Annotated in this window: 18 protein-coding genes; 11 read left to right on the forward strand and 7 right to left on the reverse strand. The window is 44.0% G+C overall.

Annotated elements, in window-relative coordinates; genetic code table 11:
• Nucleotides 1–107: 107 nt before the first annotated feature.
• The gene (locus APB76_RS15465) at nt 108–1,043 is read right to left on the reverse strand and encodes a helix-turn-helix domain-containing protein (RefSeq protein WP_054961845.1); all 936 of its coding nucleotides are present in this window, start codon (nt 1,041–1,043) and stop codon (nt 108–110) included.
• Between the two features lie 133 nt (nt 1,044–1,176).
• On the opposite strand from APB76_RS15465, the gene APB76_RS15470 reads away from it, so the two are divergent.
• The 6 genes from APB76_RS15470 to APB76_RS15495 all read left to right on the forward strand — a co-directional run bounded on the left by APB76_RS15470 (nt 1,177) and on the right by APB76_RS15495 (nt 4,824).
• The gene (locus APB76_RS15470; protein WP_049843367.1) at nt 1,177–1,590 is read left to right on the forward strand and encodes a rhodanese-like domain-containing protein; all 414 of its coding nucleotides are present in this window, start codon (nt 1,177–1,179) and stop codon (nt 1,588–1,590) included.
• Entirely contained in the window at nt 1,581–2,189 is a 609-nt protein-coding gene (locus APB76_RS15475) for a glutathione S-transferase N-terminal domain-containing protein (protein WP_054961846.1), read from the forward strand. Before APB76_RS15470 ends, APB76_RS15475 begins: the two co-directional genes overlap by 10 nt.
• Before the next feature lie 108 nt (nt 2,190–2,297).
• Complete coding sequence (locus APB76_RS15480; protein WP_054961847.1) at nt 2,298–3,026, forward strand: sulfite exporter TauE/SafE family protein; 729 nt, start codon at nt 2,298–2,300, stop codon at nt 3,024–3,026.
• A gap of 35 nt (nt 3,027–3,061) precedes the next feature.
• Complete coding sequence (locus APB76_RS15485; RefSeq protein WP_054961848.1) at nt 3,062–3,373, forward strand: antibiotic biosynthesis monooxygenase family protein; 312 nt, start codon at nt 3,062–3,064, stop codon at nt 3,371–3,373.
• A gap of 50 nt (nt 3,374–3,423) precedes the next feature.
• A complete protein-coding gene (locus tag APB76_RS15490; RefSeq protein ID WP_054961849.1) occupies nt 3,424–3,852 on the forward strand; it encodes a YccF domain-containing protein in 429 nt (142 codons plus the stop codon).
• Nucleotides 3,853–4,014: 162 nt separating this feature from the next.
• Complete coding sequence (locus APB76_RS15495) at nt 4,015–4,824, forward strand: substrate-binding periplasmic protein (protein WP_054961850.1); 810 nt, start codon at nt 4,015–4,017, stop codon at nt 4,822–4,824.
• Nucleotides 4,825–4,850: 26 nt separating this feature from the next.
• Here the strand turns inward: APB76_RS15495 and APB76_RS15500 are convergent, their stop codons facing one another.
• Together APB76_RS15500 and APB76_RS15505 are read right to left on the reverse strand one after the other, a co-directional pair.
• Nucleotides 4,851–5,717 carry a hypothetical protein gene (locus APB76_RS15500; RefSeq protein WP_054961851.1) on the reverse strand — a complete coding sequence of 289 codons (867 nt, stop codon included), beginning with the start codon at nt 5,715–5,717 and terminating at the stop codon, nt 4,851–4,853.
• Nucleotides 5,718–5,765: 48 nt separating this feature from the next.
• Nucleotides 5,766–6,539, reverse strand: a complete 774-nt coding sequence (locus APB76_RS15505) for an AraC family transcriptional regulator (protein ID WP_054961852.1) — start codon at nt 6,537–6,539, stop codon at nt 5,766–5,768.
• Between the two features lie 96 nt (nt 6,540–6,635).
• On the opposite strand from APB76_RS15505, the gene APB76_RS15510 reads away from it, so the two are divergent.
• Complete coding sequence (locus APB76_RS15510) at nt 6,636–7,760, forward strand: MFS transporter (RefSeq protein WP_054961853.1); 1,125 nt, start codon at nt 6,636–6,638, stop codon at nt 7,758–7,760.
• A gap of 33 nt (nt 7,761–7,793) precedes the next feature.
• Here the strand turns inward: APB76_RS15510 and glgX are convergent, their stop codons facing one another.
• Complete coding sequence (gene glgX, locus APB76_RS15515) at nt 7,794–9,743, reverse strand: glycogen debranching protein GlgX (protein ID WP_054961854.1); 1,950 nt, start codon at nt 9,741–9,743, stop codon at nt 7,794–7,796.
• A gap of 445 nt (nt 9,744–10,188) precedes the next feature.
• On the opposite strand from glgX, the gene lamB reads away from it, so the two are divergent.
• The 4 genes from lamB (at nt 10,189) to APB76_RS15535 (ending at nt 14,482) form a co-directional block, all read left to right on the forward strand.
• The gene (gene lamB, locus APB76_RS15520; protein WP_054961855.1) at nt 10,189–11,370 is read left to right on the forward strand and encodes a maltoporin LamB; all 1,182 of its coding nucleotides are present in this window, start codon (nt 10,189–10,191) and stop codon (nt 11,368–11,370) included.
• A 139-nt stretch (nt 11,371–11,509) separates the two neighbouring features.
• Nucleotides 11,510–12,343, forward strand: a complete 834-nt coding sequence (locus APB76_RS15525; RefSeq protein ID WP_054961856.1) for a MalM family protein — start codon at nt 11,510–11,512, stop codon at nt 12,341–12,343.
• Between the two features lie 323 nt (nt 12,344–12,666).
• Complete coding sequence (locus tag APB76_RS15530) at nt 12,667–13,677, forward strand: porin (RefSeq protein WP_049843355.1); 1,011 nt, start codon at nt 12,667–12,669, stop codon at nt 13,675–13,677.
• A 190-nt stretch (nt 13,678–13,867) separates the two neighbouring features.
• Nucleotides 13,868–14,482, forward strand: coding sequence for a fumarylacetoacetate hydrolase family protein (locus APB76_RS15535; RefSeq protein ID WP_049843354.1), 615 nt, complete (start codon nt 13,868–13,870; stop codon nt 14,480–14,482).
• 179 nt (nt 14,483–14,661) lie between these two features.
• Here the strand turns inward: APB76_RS15535 and APB76_RS15540 are convergent, their stop codons facing one another.
• The 3 genes from APB76_RS15540 to APB76_RS15550 all read right to left on the reverse strand — a co-directional run bounded on the left by APB76_RS15540 (nt 14,662) and on the right by APB76_RS15550 (nt 16,599).
• Nucleotides 14,662–14,970: an AzlD domain-containing protein gene (locus APB76_RS15540; RefSeq protein WP_049843353.1), complete on the reverse strand. Its 309-nt coding sequence runs from the start codon at nt 14,968–14,970 to the stop codon at nt 14,662–14,664.
• On the reverse strand, nt 14,967–15,686 hold the full coding sequence (locus APB76_RS15545; RefSeq protein WP_049843352.1) for an AzlC family ABC transporter permease: 720 nt from the start codon (nt 15,684–15,686) through the stop codon (nt 14,967–14,969). The genes APB76_RS15540 and APB76_RS15545 overlap by 4 nt, the downstream gene beginning before the upstream one ends.
• 88 nt (nt 15,687–15,774) lie before the next feature.
• Nucleotides 15,775–16,599 (reverse strand): AraC family transcriptional regulator, encoded by an 825-nt coding sequence (locus APB76_RS15550; RefSeq protein ID WP_049843351.1) that lies wholly within the window; start codon nt 16,597–16,599, stop codon nt 15,775–15,777.
• Nucleotides 16,600–16,747 lie beyond the last annotated feature (148 nt).

Consider the following 16,747-nt stretch of genomic DNA (forward strand, 5'->3'; position numbering starts at 1 on the left):
TTAAATTAGATAAAACACCACTTTGTTATTAGAGTGGTGTTTTTCTAGATTTGAGTTGAGCAGGTCGAATTAGAAACAACAGGTTTGAGGTAGACCTGCGACGAGTTTTAGCCCCCAAACTGCTTGCGATATTGCTGGGGGGAGACGCCGACTAAACGTCGAAAGTGATGGCGTAAAGTTGTGGCACTTTCGAAGCCTGCCATGCTGGCTAAGCGCTCGATAGAGTGAGACTCGATTTCGAGCAGACCTTTTGCGCGATCAATACGTTGCTGAATTAGCCACTCTTTAGGAGACAAGTTGAAACTAGCGCGGAATTTTCGATCAAACGTTCGACGTGACATGCTGGCTTTTTCAGCAAGAAGATCAACGCTAATACTCTTGTCTAGATGACAGTTTGCCCAGTCGAGTGCAGATGCAAAATTGTTGGGAACCTCTAACATCGGTGTCTCGACAAACTGTGCTTGACCGCCAAGTCGGTGGGCGGAAATCACTAACCTTTTTGCGACTTGATTGGCAAAGCTATAACCAAAATCGCGACGAATAACCGCTAAGCCAAGGTCGAGTGCAGCTGCGCTACCAGCAGAGCAGCCGATATTACCATCAAAAACGTAGAGGACATCGGATTGATAATTTACGTTTGGAAATTGAGAGCGAAAGCTTTGCTCGTACATCCAATGAGTAGTAGCTGTTTTACCATCGAGCAGTCCTAGCTTAGCCAATAAAAATGCGCCTGAACAAAAAGTGAGCACTCGCTTACCTTGTTTGGAAAATCGGATTACTTCTGCCTCTATTTTCTCGGGAACCACATAGTCCCAAGTAGGCCATCCGGGGATAATCAGAGTATCGTAAGCTTCAAGGTTATCGACCATTTGCGCGCTAAGGGTGATGTTTCCTGTGGTGTTTATATCAGCGCACTCTAACGTTACCACGTCGGTCTCATACCAAGACTCAAACTCAGGTCTGGGCAGGGCGAATAGTTCAATAGCACAAGACATTTCAAACAGTGCAGCATGGCTGTGGGCAAGTATCGCGACGCGTTTCATTTCTCTTCCTTGAAGACTAAGTTCATTTTCTGATTTTGGCTTATTATTGGCGATATATGTCTTTTAAGCCAGTTTAATGCATTGAGAATTGGTTGCACTATGTACACAAGCAATAACAAAACAGGGATAAGTTATGACCAGTGCAGTATCTCGCGTGAAAGCCGCAGTAAGTGAACAAGCTCTAGCGCACTTTGAACAACTACTTAGGTTCGAAACCGATTGCTGGGATGTGCATCATGCTCTTACCAATGGTCTCCAAGACTTCATATTGGTTGACGTCAGAGGGGAAAGCTTGTTTGTACAAGGACATATTGATGGTGCAATCAACATTCCCCACCCTAGGCTCAATGAAAAACGCTTAGCTGAATTTCCGCTTGATACACTGTTTGTCGTGTACTGCGCAGGGCCACATTGCAATGGCACAGAGAAAGCAGCGATTCGTTTAGCGAAGCTTGGCCGACCAGTGAAAAAGATGATTGGTGGTATTACAGGCTGGTTAGATGAGGGGTTTGAATTGACTGCAGAGGAGGAGGCACAATGCAGCTAATCGTCGGAACGAGCTCAACATGGTCACTGCGTGTTTGGTTATGCGCAGTAATGGCTGACTTAGATCTGGATGCCCAAGTGATTGATCTTTCTAATCCAGAATCAAAACAGCAACTAGCTCAATTGTCGCCTTCAACCTTGGTGCCTGTTATAAGAAATGGAAGTTTGGTTGTGCATGATTCGCTAGCAATCGTCGAATACCTTAATGAACAATCTGGAGGATCACTGTACCCGCAAGACCAAAGTCATAGGGCGATAGCGCGTTCGCTTTGTAATGAAATGCACTCAGGCTTTTTTACCCTTCGCTCTCAATGCAGTTTTACCTTGGATTCTGTACCGCCAGCGGATTTGTCAAACCAAGCACTACGACTTGAGATTGAACGAGTTGAAGCTATTTTCTCGCAGGCTGAACTTCCCTTTATGTTTGCTCGACCATGCGCTGTAGACGCGTTTTATGCCGTGCTTGCATACCGCCTCAGCAGTTATGGTATTCGTTTAGAGGGCAAGGCTGCTAAATATCAGGCTAGTCTATTGGATTGGGAGCTTATGCAATCAGGGATAGAGCAGATGAGACAGTGGGGAAGGCTGTTCGATTTTTAAATTCATCGTTTACACTGCTGCAGCGTAAGAAAGGTGAATAAAAGTTAAGCTAATGGCGTTCATTTCGATTACCATTGCTTAACTTTTCTTTTTATTTAAACGGTTTATATGTTCGCTGAATGGATGACGCCTGAGGCATTAATTGCTGCGTTTTTGATATTTCTTGGTTCGTTTGTTCAAACTGCGATCGGTTTTGGTCTGGCGATTGTCGCTGCACCCCTGTTGTTTCTTGTTTCTCCCGATTATGTGCCTGCTCCAATCTGTTTAGTGGCGCTGTTTATTTCAATCCTCAACGCTCTAAATCATCGCGACAGCGTCGAAATTGGCGGCCTTAAAATGGCGCTGATTGGTCGCGTACCGGGTTCGATAGCGGGTGGTGTGTTATTGGTTATGGTTTCGACTGACTTGCTTGCTCTTTGGCTGGGAGTTTTGGTGTTGTTTGCGGTTGTCGTGAGCTTACTCCCTTTTCGTATTGAGCCAACGCCAATGCGAATGGGTGTCGCGGGTTTCTTTTCTGGGTTCTTTGGTACCAGCTCTGCGATAGGCGGGCCTCCTATGGCATTGCTACTTCAGCACCAAGAAGCTAATCAACTGCGTGGCAACTTGTCTGCCTTTTTTGTCTTTAGCTCTATCATCTCGCTTGTGATTCAAATGCCAGCAGGCTTTTTAACCTTACACCACCTTTGGATAAGTATTCCGCTTATTCCAGCCGCGTGGGTGGGTTATAAACTCGCCATGATGACCACTCAATCCTTACCGAAAGAGAAAATTCGCACTGGCGCTCTTTTACTTTGCTCGATCAGTGGCGCAACGGCCGTTTGGCAAGGTTTGAGCTAGAAACCCTTTTGTTCATCTTACGTTAAGGAAAAACCATGATACTGGAAGTCGCAATCTTAGATGTTAAGCCAAGTTTAGAGAAAGAGTTTGAACAAAACTTTGGTAAAGCGCAGGCTATAATTTCGTCTATGAAGGGGTACGTTTCGCATCAGTTGCAACGTTGTATAGAAAAACCAAATCGCTATATTTTGTTAGTGAATTGGCAAACAATAGAAGACCACGAGCAGGGCTTTAGGCAGTCTGCTGAATATCAGGAATGGAAAGCTCTTTTACACCATTTTTATGATCCATTCCCAACCGTAGAACATTACGAGTCAGTTTACGGTTGTACCAATCGGGACGAGTAGATTTCAGCTATTTAATCTGATTGGTGTTGATTTCTATAAGGAGAAACAAAGTGCTTAGAATTATTGGAAATATCATCTGGTTCCTGTGTGGTGGCGTTATTATGGGACTGTTGTGGTGGTTCTTCGGACTGCTCGCATTTATCAGTATTGTCGGTATTCCGTGGGGACGAGCATGTTTCGTTATGGGTAATTTTTCTTTCTTCCCATTTGGACAGGAAGCGATCGCTCGTGACGAACTGAGCAATGAAATGGATATTGGTACCAGCCCACTAGGTATGGTCGGAAATATTATTTGGTTTTTACTAGCGGGCATCTGGCTTGCTATCGGTCATATCATGTCTGCGGTAGCTTGTTTTGTGACCATTATTGGTATTCCATTCGCGCTTCAGCACTTAAAGTTAGCGTATATATCACTCGCTCCTATAGGTAAGGCGGTTGTTTCCAAAGAACAGGCCGCAATGGCAAGATATTCGAAGTAAATCAAATCACTAAGCCCCGAAAGGGGCTTTTTACTATCAAAGACTTAGTTAAAAAGTGCTTATACAACAGGTTAGACCAATAGCCAATTGATCCTATCAATAGGTGGTTTATAGTAGAGAGACAATTGCTGCCCGGTTTTTATAAATTAATAGAACAATAATATGCTAAGTCAGTCTGGTAAGCTCAGTAGAGTTGCTATTGTATGGTTGGGCCTCTGTTTGGCGACATCTAGCCATGCTGAGCCAATACAATTAGATCTTTATACTCAAGATTTTCCGCCGCTGCAGGTTCAAGTTGATGAACAAGCAGAAGGATATGTTGTAAAGTTCATTGAAGCGGTGGTTGAACATGCTTCAAAATCGCTTGCTATGGAAGTATCTAACGTGCATTTTGCGCCATGGAAGCGGGCTATCCGAAATACTCAAGAAAATGAAAATACTCTATTTTTCTCTCTATCTCGTACACCCAATCGAGAACTTGAGTTTCAGTGGATAGGTCCAGTATCACCTTATGAAGTTGCAATTTATCGTCATTTGGATGGCCCCAAAGTCTCTCCCAATTCGTTCCTAGAGTTAAAAAACTTCAGCTTTGCCGCTCAAACGGCGAGTAACTTTGAAGAGCTTGCTAAGGGAGAGGGGTTTACCAATATTATTCCCGTCAATTACGGCAAAGTTGCCATCAAATTATTGCGTGCTCACCGTGTGGACTTTGCTCCACTGGTAAAATCGAGCTACTACTATCGAATGGAACAGTATGGGTATGAGCCCAAAGAGTTTATCGAGGTGGTTAAAGTCGATAAGCTTTGTAAGGAGCTTTGGCTGGTGACAGGCAACAAGACATCGTCACAAGTTGTAGATGCATTGAGAGAAAGTTTTAACAGGCTTAAGAACCAAGGCAAGCTTGCTGACTTAATGCAGCAATATCAACCTGACAGTGAAATCATGATCAGATATCGCAACGCGATGAAGTAGTAGGCCACTAAGAGGTTTTAGCTAGGTTAGTAGGCTTTGATGCCAAAGGCTTTGAGTTTTGCTGGTAAAACGTCATCGAGTTTGTCGATATCTTCGGGGAATACCTCTATCAGAGCAAAGTTATGCTGCTGATACAACTCGCGGATAGATTGCTGTTCTTTGTCTGATGTGTTTCCAGCGTCAGTTCCCCAATACTGCAAATAGACCTTTCCAGTCGGTAAATAGAAGTCACTCAAGACGTCTTGTTCTATCGGTAATTGACGATCGTAGGCGTGAACCACTCCATTCATATAGAGCCAGTTGTCGATAATGAGTTCACCTTTAGAACGTACATAGTGACCGTCTAAAGTGCGATGTTTCGCTTCAAATTTTTGTCTAAAGCTAGAAAGGGATTTGTCTGTTGCATGTGCCATGGCATCTTGTCCAGAAAACTCAATCACAGACTGCTTTAAGCGCTTGTTACGAACGATAGAGTCGTGCCAAACAACAAAACCATAGCCGCTTTCCTTATCTTCCCGTTGATAACCGCCAACTGTTAGCCCTGATTCCGTTACCGTCCAGCCTTTCTCTGTCCTTTCAATCCAACCTAGCTCTTGCAAAAGTTGATTCACTTTTTTGGCATTGAGAGATAAGCGTTCTCCAATTTGAGTTGCACTCATCGTTTTACCACTGGTCGCTACACTGTCTATGAGTAGGTTTTCTGGCCAGACAATGAACTTACCAAACTTCGCATGTTCGACGTATTCGCCACCGAACTTGGCGCCGATCTCGGTCAAAACCCAGCTTTCCTCAGCACGATTAATGTAACCCGCAGATTTCAGTTCGTTGAACAATTGCTTAGGTTCCAGTTCACGTAATTTGGCTAATGCAGTTGTAGAGATTTTGTCGGACATTGGCTTTCCCTCATTGATACGTCATTGTTAGAGTAATCTGCCAATGAATCAAGTTGTTGTGCGCATATATTGGAGCGGCGTAGTCCCTGTTTGTTGCTTAAAGAAGGTGATGAAAGCGCTATCACTTGAAAAGTCTAATTGGTAAGCGACATCGTTGACCTGTTTTCCTTGGGAGAGAAGTTCTATTGATTTCAATAGTCTCCATTGCTGTCGCCACGACTGGTACGGCATCCCTGCTTGGTTGGAAAATATGCGACTTATTGTTTTGCTGCTAGCTCCAATCTGTTTGGCTAAGTTGTTCAAATTTGGCACGTTAGAGTCCGGTTGTTGAAGTGAATCAAGCCAATGATTGAGTCTAGGATCGTTAGGAAATGGTAGCGTCAGTTGATATTCGGATGCAGATTGGAGCTCTTCCAGAAATAGTTGGAGTGTCGCGTGCATTTCTCGCTTAGGCTTGTCCCATTGCCAAAAAGACATTCGCTCGATCAGAGCCTTTAGCAATGAGTTTACAGAGATGACTTTCACTTCGTTGAAGGACGCAACCAGAGCTTCTTCGAAGTAGAGTGAACGATATTCAACGACGTTGTTCATGGTCGCACAGTGCCGCACCCCCGCAGGTATCCAAGCAGCACGCGTGGGGGGCAAGACACTTTTTTTATCGTCTAGCTGTATGCTGATACATCCTTCTGGAGCATAGAGAAGTTGAGCTTTACTGTGGATATGCATCCCTGAGTCATGCTTGCCGATTCGAGCCGCGATTCCGATGACTGTGTTATCTAGTGTATCGACGTCAAATACGGACTTGTCATTGATCAGTGCCATTTGTTCTTATATTGAAGTTTATTGTTCCAATGTCGTTATTGGGACTTTAGCACTCTTGTCTAAACTACGCCCACTTTTTCTAATTGGGATGTTGTAATGAATAAAATTCCTTCCGTTGGGGTAATGCTAGCTCTGATGATGTTTCCGCAAATCGTCGAGACTATCTATAGCCCAGCCTTACCCCACATTGCCCTCGCTTTTAATGTTGCGAGTAATAGTGCTGCACAAACGCTATCAATTTACTTTAGTGCCTTCGCACTAGGTGTTGTGTTTTGGGGAGTGGCTGCTGATTATTTAGGGCGAAGATGTTCAATGTTATTAGGGCTAGTGGTTTATGGCGTAGCAGCTGTTGGTGCTATGCAGTGCTCGCAGTTTGAAACACTTCTACTCATGCGTGCACTTAGCGCATTTGGGGCTGCGGTCGGTTCAGTGGTTACCCAAACTATGCTACGTGATAGTTATGATGGTGTACGGTTAGCCAAAGTATTTGGTTTAATGGGAATAGGTATATCGATAAGCCCAGTCATAGGTTTAATGTCTGGCGGAGTACTCGCTGATATTGCAGGTCACAAAGCCGTGTTTCTCTCTCTCACAATAATGGCGATAGCTCTTTTCCTGCTTTGTCTGGTCAGCTTACCGGAAACCAAGCCAGTTATGAAAGGTAACACTCAATTAGTACCACTTGCCAAGCAAATGTTAGCTGATAGAAATATCTGGTTAGATGGCATAATGGTGGCTTGTTTTAATGTAATGCTGTTCAGTTATTATTTGCTCGGTCCATTTATTTTCGATGCTATGGGTTTTACCAGCAAACAATTCGGATACAGCGGGATCATTCTGGCAATAGGAACCTTTGCTGGCAGCTGGCTAAACAAAGGGCTTCTTGCCCGAGGTTATGAGTCAAAACTCTTGGTTCAATTGTCGGCATGGGGCGCTGTATTCGGGTCGGTTATGGTGTGGTTGCTTCAAGACGGAGTTGCCCTGCTAGCCCCAATGCTATTGGTAGTTGCTTCATTTGGTGTAGGGATTCCAAATATATTGAGCCGAGCCCTAATAGAGTATAAATCACAGATTGGTAGTGCTGGTGCACTGTATGGCTTGCTCTATTATTTGCTGATCGGTTTTGGTTTATCCGCTGTTGGTTTAATGCAGAACTTAGGGGTTGCGGTGTTTGTGAGCGCTTTACTGATAGTTGTTGCAAGTTCGGCTCGTAAAAATTAGCAGCATGTCACCATGCTGCTCGTTAAAGACTAACTAAGAATGGGCGAAAAATATTGCGATTGATCTCGGTGCAACTAACACCTGTTTATGGTCAATGGATTGATGCAAGTCATGGGAGTCTGTATTGCAGATCATCGTCCATTCGTTTTTGTCATTTTCAGGCATGGTAAAGCGTGCGGGCGCATTGGTTTGGTTAATGCAGTAGAACAGCTCATCTCCAGTTTTACCTAGCCCTAAATGTACAGCAACCGAGCTGAGACGATTCCAGTCATCGTGTTCCATAGAGCTTCCATCAAGTCTTCGCCAGAATACACGGTTTTCATTGCGCATTTCGCCACTGAAAGCACGAATAAATGGCACCATATATCTTTGTCTTGCCGCGACCATGTCAGCGAGCCAAGACTTAAACTTCTTCTTGTTTTCAGAAGGTTGCCAGTTCAGCCAACTGGTTTCGTTGTCTTGGCAATAGGCGTTATTGTTGCCTTTTTGCGTGTGAGAAAGGACGTCTGCAAATAGAATGTGAGGTATACCAAATGCAAATAGTAGGCTAGCCATAAAATTGCGTTTTTGCTTCTCTCGCAGTTCTATCACTGCGTGACTTTCAGTTTCCCCTTCGACACCGTAATTGTCTGAACGATTGTCACCATGCCCGTCTCGGTTTTGTTCGCCGTTAGCTTCGTTGTGCTTATGCTTATAAGAAACAAGATCTTGCATACAAAAACCATCGTGGTAGGTAATGTAGTTAACAGTGAGCTTGTAAGGCCAGTTTGCAGCACTGTATAGGTCACGAGAGCCCATTAATCGAGTAGCAAACTCTTTCAAGAAGCCTTGATCTCCGCGCCAGAAACTACGAGTGATATCGCGCAGCCTATCGTTGCATTCATTCCAACCAAAAGGGAAGTTTCCGACCTGGTAGCCATTCGGGCCTATATCCCAAGGTTCAGCAATGAGTTTTACCTCGCGGAGAATTGGGTCTTGAGCGACCGCTTTGAAAAATGCAGAGTCTGGGCTGAAGTGCTCACCATGACGCCCGAGCGTAGCGGCTAAGTCAAAACGGAATCCATCCACCTGGAACTCATTTGCCCAGTATCTCAGCGTATCCATGACCAAATTCATGGCAGGCTGATAAGAGAGATCGACCGTGTTACCGCAACCGGTGAAATTAGCGTAGTGTTTACCATGTTTGAAGTAGTAGTCTCTATCAAGTGCCTTGAGGTTAAATACTGGCCCATCAGGCCCACCTTCTGCTGTATGGTTGTAAACCACGTCAAGAATCACCTCGATTCCATGCCGGTGTAGCTCCCGTATGGTGGTCTTCAGTTCGGTAACAGCATCACCAGCCGCATAACGAGGATCGGGTGCCATAAATAGATATGGGTTGTAGCCCCAGTAGTTGACCTTGTCCATTTCCAGTAAATGAGGTTCATGCATGCATGCAGCGACAGGCAACAACTGAAGGGTATTGATATTCTGCTCTTTGTAGAACTGCAGCATTGACTCGCTGACTAACCCAAGATAGTGACCTCGCTGATCGACAGGCACTGCTGAGTTAAGTTTAGTTGCGCCTTTAACATGGGTTTCGAATAGTACCATTTCCTCACGAGGACGATTGGGCTTTACGACACCTTGCCAATAAAACTTATCTTCGACCACAACACACTTCGCAAGCTGAAAGCTTTTTTCGGAGTTGAATGGAGCGGAGTAATGGAGCGGTTTTTCTAACGCTTTAGCATAAGGGTCAGAAACATAATGCGGTTTGCCATCATTAGTCACTATGTAGCCATACATTTGTCCGGCCGAGATGCCCTCAATATAGGTAAATCGAATTCCGGCATACTCACGATCTAATGGATAGGTTTTAAACTCCCCATTGTCATTAAACAACGCGAGTTGAATATCTTCTGCATGAGGAGAGTAAATGGAGAAGTTACACCCTCTGCTATCTGGTGTTGCGCCTAAAGGGTATGGATGGGAGCACGGCATGGTCACTACTTTTAATGTAATTGTTTATTGTTGAATCTTAAGTAAATAGTCTTGAATGAGATTGGTCAAGCGCCTTACGACAAAATTATAAATGTAATTTTATTTCAAAATTATGATGATTAAGTGTTAAACAGTGAGCTAGGTTGTATTTTGCTGCTGATAATTTTCTAAGAACATTATATCTAAGCCTAATTTTTGTGACTCAATACATAAAAATATTGTTCGGTATGATTTCTCATCCCTTCTCATCCCCCCTAACTATTTCTCATCTGGATGAGTCGTTTTTTCTCCTCCCTAGGTAATCTTGCTGCAGTTGAAGCAAATGGGGCTAAGTCTCGGGGGGCTTGCCCATCTTACCTCTCTTTTTAATGACTTCTGTTTCTGCCTTTACGGAAAAAGTTAATCAGATAGGAAAAAGAATAATAAACCCTAAATGGAGTTAAAAATGAAAAAAGTAAGTGTATTAGCTGCTGCAGTGGCAACAACCCTAGCTGCGGGCTCTGCGTTCGCCGTAGACTTTAATGGCTACATGCGTGCTGGTACTGGTATCAGTGCCAACTCGGGTAGTGATGTAAATGTAAATAACAAAGGTATTGGCCGTTTAGGTAATGAAGACGGCAACTACTATGAATTTGGTTTTGCTGAAGAATTGAAGACTGGTGAGCAAACGTGGCGTTTAGAGTCTATGATTGCGAAGAGTGATAACGGTGAGCAAGGTTGGGAAGACAGTAATAGTTTTAACGTTGCTCAGTTTGCTGTAAAGGCTAAAGGTGTTCTGGCGTTTGACCGAGATGCAACACTTTGGGCTGGTAAAACCTACTACCAACGTAAAGATATCCATATTACAGACTTCTACTTCCTAGATACTTCAGGTACCGGTGGTGGTATTGAGAATATCTCTGTAGGTAATCAAAAACTATCTCTTGCTATTCTGCAAGACAAGGAAACTGATGATGCTGCTGCCTACAAGGCTGACGTTCGTTTAGCAGGTATCGGACTGTGGGAAGATGCCTCTTTAGAACTTGCCGCGGTCTACAACTTTGCTAACGAGAAGAAAGACAAGACTGAAGCTTCAGACGATGGTGTATTAGCGACTGCGATTATCCACCAAGGTATGAGCAATGGCTTTAACCAAACGGTTTTCCAATATGGTACTAATGGCTACGGCAAACAAATGGCTGATTGGGGCGCAGGTAGCTACTATGACCGTGATGGTGGTACCCAAAATGAAGCCTCAGGTTTCCGTATCTTAAACTGGGGTGTGATGAACCTTGGCAAGAGTTGGGAAATGGGCCACCAGTTAGCCTACATGAGTGGTTCAGATTTGGGCACTAGCAAAACCGATAAAGATCAATACTCAGTTGTAGTTCGTCCTATGTATAAGTGGAACGATACTATGCGTACGATTTTTGAAGCGGGCATCAACAAAGGCGAAGACAATAAGGTAGACTTTGGTCAATCTAAACTGACGGTTGCACAAGCTTGGGCAATGGGTGATAGCTTCTGGGCACGTCCAGAAATCCGAGTGTATGGTTCTTACATCTCTGACCTAGAAGATGACAATAAATTCGGCACTGGTGAAGATACAGAGCTAGTAGCAGGTATCCAAGTAGAAGCTTGGTGGTAATAGACTATAAACTGTCCTTATAGTTGATTATATAAATAGCTGGCGAAAGCCGGCTATTTTTCTAAGCGCTTTTGTTTTTGGTGTTCGATCACCTTGTTGTATATAGTAAGCTCTTAGAAAAATAACCAAAGGATACACTATGAAATTTCATGCCCTCATTCTTAGTGGCTGTGTTGCGCTTGCTGGCTGTCAAACTACGCAACCTACCGAATATGTCCAAGCTGCTCAAGCAGAAAAAGTCACCACCGTTTCTGAGTTGCAATCGGTAGCCATGAGGTTGCCGAGCTCGGTTACAGTCAATGTTAATTCAAGCTCTCAGTACTTAAACTTTAACGACATTGATAGCCCAGTTGCTGTGTTTGAGCTACCCGCTAATCGCGGTGAGTTTGAAGTCGCGATAACCAGCCATATTGAAAAAACTGCGTTTGTCCCGCGTGCAATCATTGTCGACAAAGCAGGTAACATTCTGGAAAGTTACGATAAAGATACCTTTGTTTATACTAAGCCACGACTCAATTTGGGCAACCGTCTAGTTGCAGAGCATGACTTCTTCCCACCAGTTGGCCTAGATTCGGTTTACCTTATTGTCTACACCGACAAATCAGAGATTGGTGGCTTTACTGATGTGATTCATCCAGCTCGTCTTGACGCTGAAGGCCGTGGCAATTACCTGCCAGAAGTGAAAGACATTCCTGTGCCGAACGGTGATACGGGTAAAATTGAAGTATCCATTGACCGAGTAAGCTTATTCTCAATCGGTCGTCCAACCACTGATGATATGCCTTTAAAACCATCGGAAGCACCTGCGGTAGAGATCGTACAACCAGAAACACAAACCTATTACCACAACGCGATTCGTAGTGCGGTGGAATCCAACAATTTGGATAAAGCACTTAGCCTGCTAGAAGAAGCAAAAGCACTTAATGTAGAAGGCGCACAACAGGTATTTATTAAAGCAGTCAACGCTAAGTAAATTAACCATTTTTCCTCCCAAAGCCCTCGAATTGTGCGAGGGCTTTTTGCGTTTTTTACAAAAGTTCCGTTTAAATTTATAAAAGTGTGAACTTGATCGTGTAAATAAATTTATGTGGCTACCACTTGTAAAATGATAATAATTTCAAATATTTAATGTTAATTGATAAATTGCAGTGTTACGTTGTGACAAAGTTTAGATGCGTATAAGTGCCTAGTTGCACTTCATTTTTGAGTATTACCTACTACGTTTTAGGTGTTCGTGCAGTTTTTAGGCATTGCGCACTAATTCGGACATGGTTTAACCCAATACGGATATACGTTATGAACATTAAATTATTAGCCGCTTTAATCGCGGCAACAGCATGTGGTACAAACGCTTTCGCAGCAGAAATCTACAGCAGCGAAGGTTCAACTCTTTCAATTGGTGGTTATGTTGATGTGGGGATCGGGGAGTATGAGAAAGGTACCGCCGCTTCAGCACAAGATGTTGATGTCAACCAGATATCTCCTCGCATAAATATTTCTGGTACCCAGGACCTTGGTAACGGTGTCGTAGTTGATGCAAAAGGTGAATGGGCGCTCAACTATCTAGACGGTGGAGACAACTCATTTTCTACCCGCCTAGGTTACATAGGAGTTACTCATGAACAGGCAGGTCGCATGGTTGTCGGTACTCAGTGGGCTCCCTACTATGATGTTGCAGGTGTCGCCGATATGCCAATCGCATTTGCCAATGACTTCTTGTACGAAAACCACAACTTACTAGGCACTGGTCGTGCAGAAAGAATGGTCAGTTATCGAAACTCATTCGATTTTAATGAGGATGCAAGCCTAGGCTTCGGATTGGGTTGGCAAGGCGATGAAAGTGAGAAAAGCGCGGATGCTCGTGGTCAGGTTGCTCTCGGAATGAAGTTTATGGGCTTCGGTTTAGGGTATACATACTCTGGTGGCGATTTAGAGATATCAGGAGTGAAAAAAGATACCAACTCCCACGTTGTTGCAGCAAACTATGGTAGCTATGGTAGCGGCCTCTATGTTGCGGCTGTTTATGGTATGAATGAGTATTTCTATGCGGGACTGGAAGACAGCATTCAGCTTGAAGGCTTACTCGCGTTCGGACTGGAAAACGGTCTCAACTTCAGTGTGAATTATGAAGCGGTAGAAGACGATAAGACCAACAAAACTCAATATAGTACAAGTGCATTTCAGGCCGAATATACCATTACGCCAAGTCTAGTCACGTTTGCAGGTTATGAAGTCGATCTAGGTGATGATGACCCGGCAACCAAAGACGATGACAAATGGATTATTGGTGCACGTTACTTCCTATAACTAAGAATCTACTGCCTTAACACATCTATCGTGTTGACGCCTATTCGCATTTGAGTAGGCGTTTTTCTATTCTGGTAAGTGATACCTCAGTAATATTGGGTATGAGCTCTTAGTTTTGAAACCAAACCGTTTTTTTATTAGCCACTTAGCATAGAATGTCAGGTTCTTAAATAACGTCAGGGATGGTGACATGAGTTCAGTAAAACTTGGAGAGGCTGTGGTTGAGCCAAGCAAGATTCTATGTGTTGGTCGTAACTATTTAGAACATATCCAAGAGCTGAATAATTCTGTTCCTGAGCAAATGGTGGTGTTTTCCAAACCGCCATCCTCGATTGCCTCTAATCTAAGTTCCTTTCATCAAGAACGACTCCACTACGAAGGCGAAATCTGCTTTATCGTTAAGCATGGCAATTTGTCTGCGGTGGGGGTCGGGCTCGATCTGACCAAGCGTGACCTACAGTCTCAACTAAAAGAAAAAGGTTTACCTTGGGAGCGCGCTAAAGCCTTTGATGGTTCTGCGGTGTTTAGTCGTTTTGTCCCTTTGGCTGGCTTAGAGATAGAGTCGTTAGAAATTGAGCTGTTTATCAATTGTGTCCGTGTTCAAAAAGGCTCGGTGAAACAAATGATTTATTCGCCAGCAGTGATTGTTGAAGAGCTCAAGAGTTACACTACCTTGTGCGATGGTGACATCATTATGACCGGTACCCCACAAGGTGTAGGTGAAGTGCATGCGGACGATGTGTTCTTAGCTCGATTAAAGTCCGGTGACAAAACGCTGATAGAGATTGAGTGGGTTGCTCAATAATTAACGCTTTACTCTGCCCCTAGGTCAAGGATTAACCTCCAATTGAGAGTTCAATTGGAGGTTTTTATTATGGGTTGTTGTAATCAAGCGCCTAAAGGTGGAAGCAACAATGTCGGTCTACTTCTCAAGTGCATAGCGATAATGGCGATTGTTTTGTTCCTAATTGCCGCTCTATTTGGTTAGAGCAGTTTTAGAAACAAGAACACCACCATACTGACCAAGGTTGTTAATAGAACATTCTTGGTTTTCCATGCTAGAAATGCTGCGATGAAAGCACCGACCAAGTAAGGGTTACCTGCCGAGAGCCAAAGTTTCTGTTCTGGCATAAAGACAATCGGCGCCCAAATTGCGGTTAACACAGCAGGGCTTGAGTATTTCAGCAGTCGCTGAGCCTGTGAGTTGAGCCTTAACGGTAGACGAGGCTCTAAAAAAAGATATCGACTTGCAAATACCAGTGCTGTCATCGCGAGTATAGAAAGCATAATCATTGGTTAGCCCTATTTAGTGTTTCAGCAACGTATCCGGCAAGCATTCCAGCGATACTGGCAATCATCAACCCAGACTCAACTCCTTGGGCATAGCAAATGACTGATGTGACCAATGAAACGACGACCGCAAGAAGTACCGGAGAAGATTTTACATTGGGAGCGACAATGGCGATAAAAGTTGCAGCGACTGCGAATTCCAATCCTAACTCATTCAATGCCGGGATGTAGCTTCCGGCGACAATGCCTGCGAGTGTGGCGAGATTCCAACACAGATAAAAACTCAGTCCTGCTCCTAGTGCGTACCAGCGATTAAACTGCTGTTCAGATTGTTGACCGCAGATAGCAAACAATTCATCGGTCAAAAGAAAGCCAAGGCACAGTCTCCACTTCAGTGGTAAAGGGCTAACTTTATCTCGCATTGAAACGCTATATAGTAAATGCCTAGAAGTAATAAAGAATGCCGCGAGTAGCATGGTGGCAAGCGTTGCGCCAGCTTTAAACATTCCGGTTGCGACTAGCTGAGCAGAACCGGCAAAGAGGATCGCCGACAATGCTTGGCTTTCTAAAACGGTGAGTCCAGACTCAATAGCAAATGAGCCAGCAAGTAATCCCCATGGAATAACCGCAATACTGAGTGGCACCATCGCTAGGGTACCTTGCCAAAAGAGTTTTGAACGGCTGAGTTGTATGTTGTGTTCGAAGGTCATGGTATTCATAGTTATTGTTTTGATGTGATGGATAATGATCTTATTAACTCACACTCAAGTTATAGCGGCTTGTACAAAATTGCTGGCTAGTATTGCCTTATCCTTTGCCAACAAACTGTCTTGGTGTGACGCCCAAAGCGCGCTTGAAATGTCTATGGAAGTGGCTTTGGTCATGAAAGCCAGTTTCCTGAGCGACATCTGAAATCTTAAGTCCTTGACGAAGAAGTTGTTTTGCTACCCTGAGTCGCGCTTGGATCTGATAGGCGTGTGGCGGTAGACCAAACTCTTTTTGGAAACTACGTGTGAGATAATAAGGGCTGAGTCCCGCCAGCTTGGATAAGTCCTCAAGGCTCACATCTGCTTGTGGGAAATCGTCCAAAAACTCTTTAACTAACAACAACTGGCGTTGGCTGCGCGTTTTCGGCTCCCAATCGAGTTTAGACTTGCTATGACGAGAAACGAGTTTGACTAAGGTGCCATAGATCAATGTCTCCCTAAGCAGCTTATTGTCTGATTGCGCTAAAGTGTCAAACACCAACCGTAGTTGCTGAGCGAGTTCTGGATCGTATACGACGGGCTCTGGAAAGTATGGGATGGATGAGCCAGGTGAGAGGCCTTCTGTAAGCTGAGCAAACTGATTAGGTAATGGATACATGGCTTTGTATTCCCATCCACCCTCAGTGGCAGTTTGACCGTTATGAACTTCATCAGCATTCACTAGAATGATGCTGTCTTGTGGGGCAATGTGGTTGCCCCCAGTACGATAAAAACGTTGCGCACCTTTCTCAATCACACCTATGGTATAGCCCTCGTGGCTATGACGAGAGAAATTCTGATGCGTGTATTTCGCATCTAACAATTCAAGCCCACCTAGCTCATTGGCTAAATGAAAACTGGCTGATTCTTTACTGCCTTTCGCCATAAGCTTTCCTTGCGCTCTAATGTTTGTTTACGGATCTGACAGTCTAGCTTATAGGCCTTAGTTATTTTTGTACAAAATTGCTCAAGTTGATGCTTATTTTATTAACAACTATAAAAGTCATTTAGTCTGTTTTTATGAATGGCTGTTT

It is taken from the genome of Vibrio bivalvicida (assembly GCF_001399455.2).
GTDB classification, from domain to species: domain Bacteria; phylum Pseudomonadota; class Gammaproteobacteria; order Enterobacterales; family Vibrionaceae; genus Vibrio; species Vibrio bivalvicida.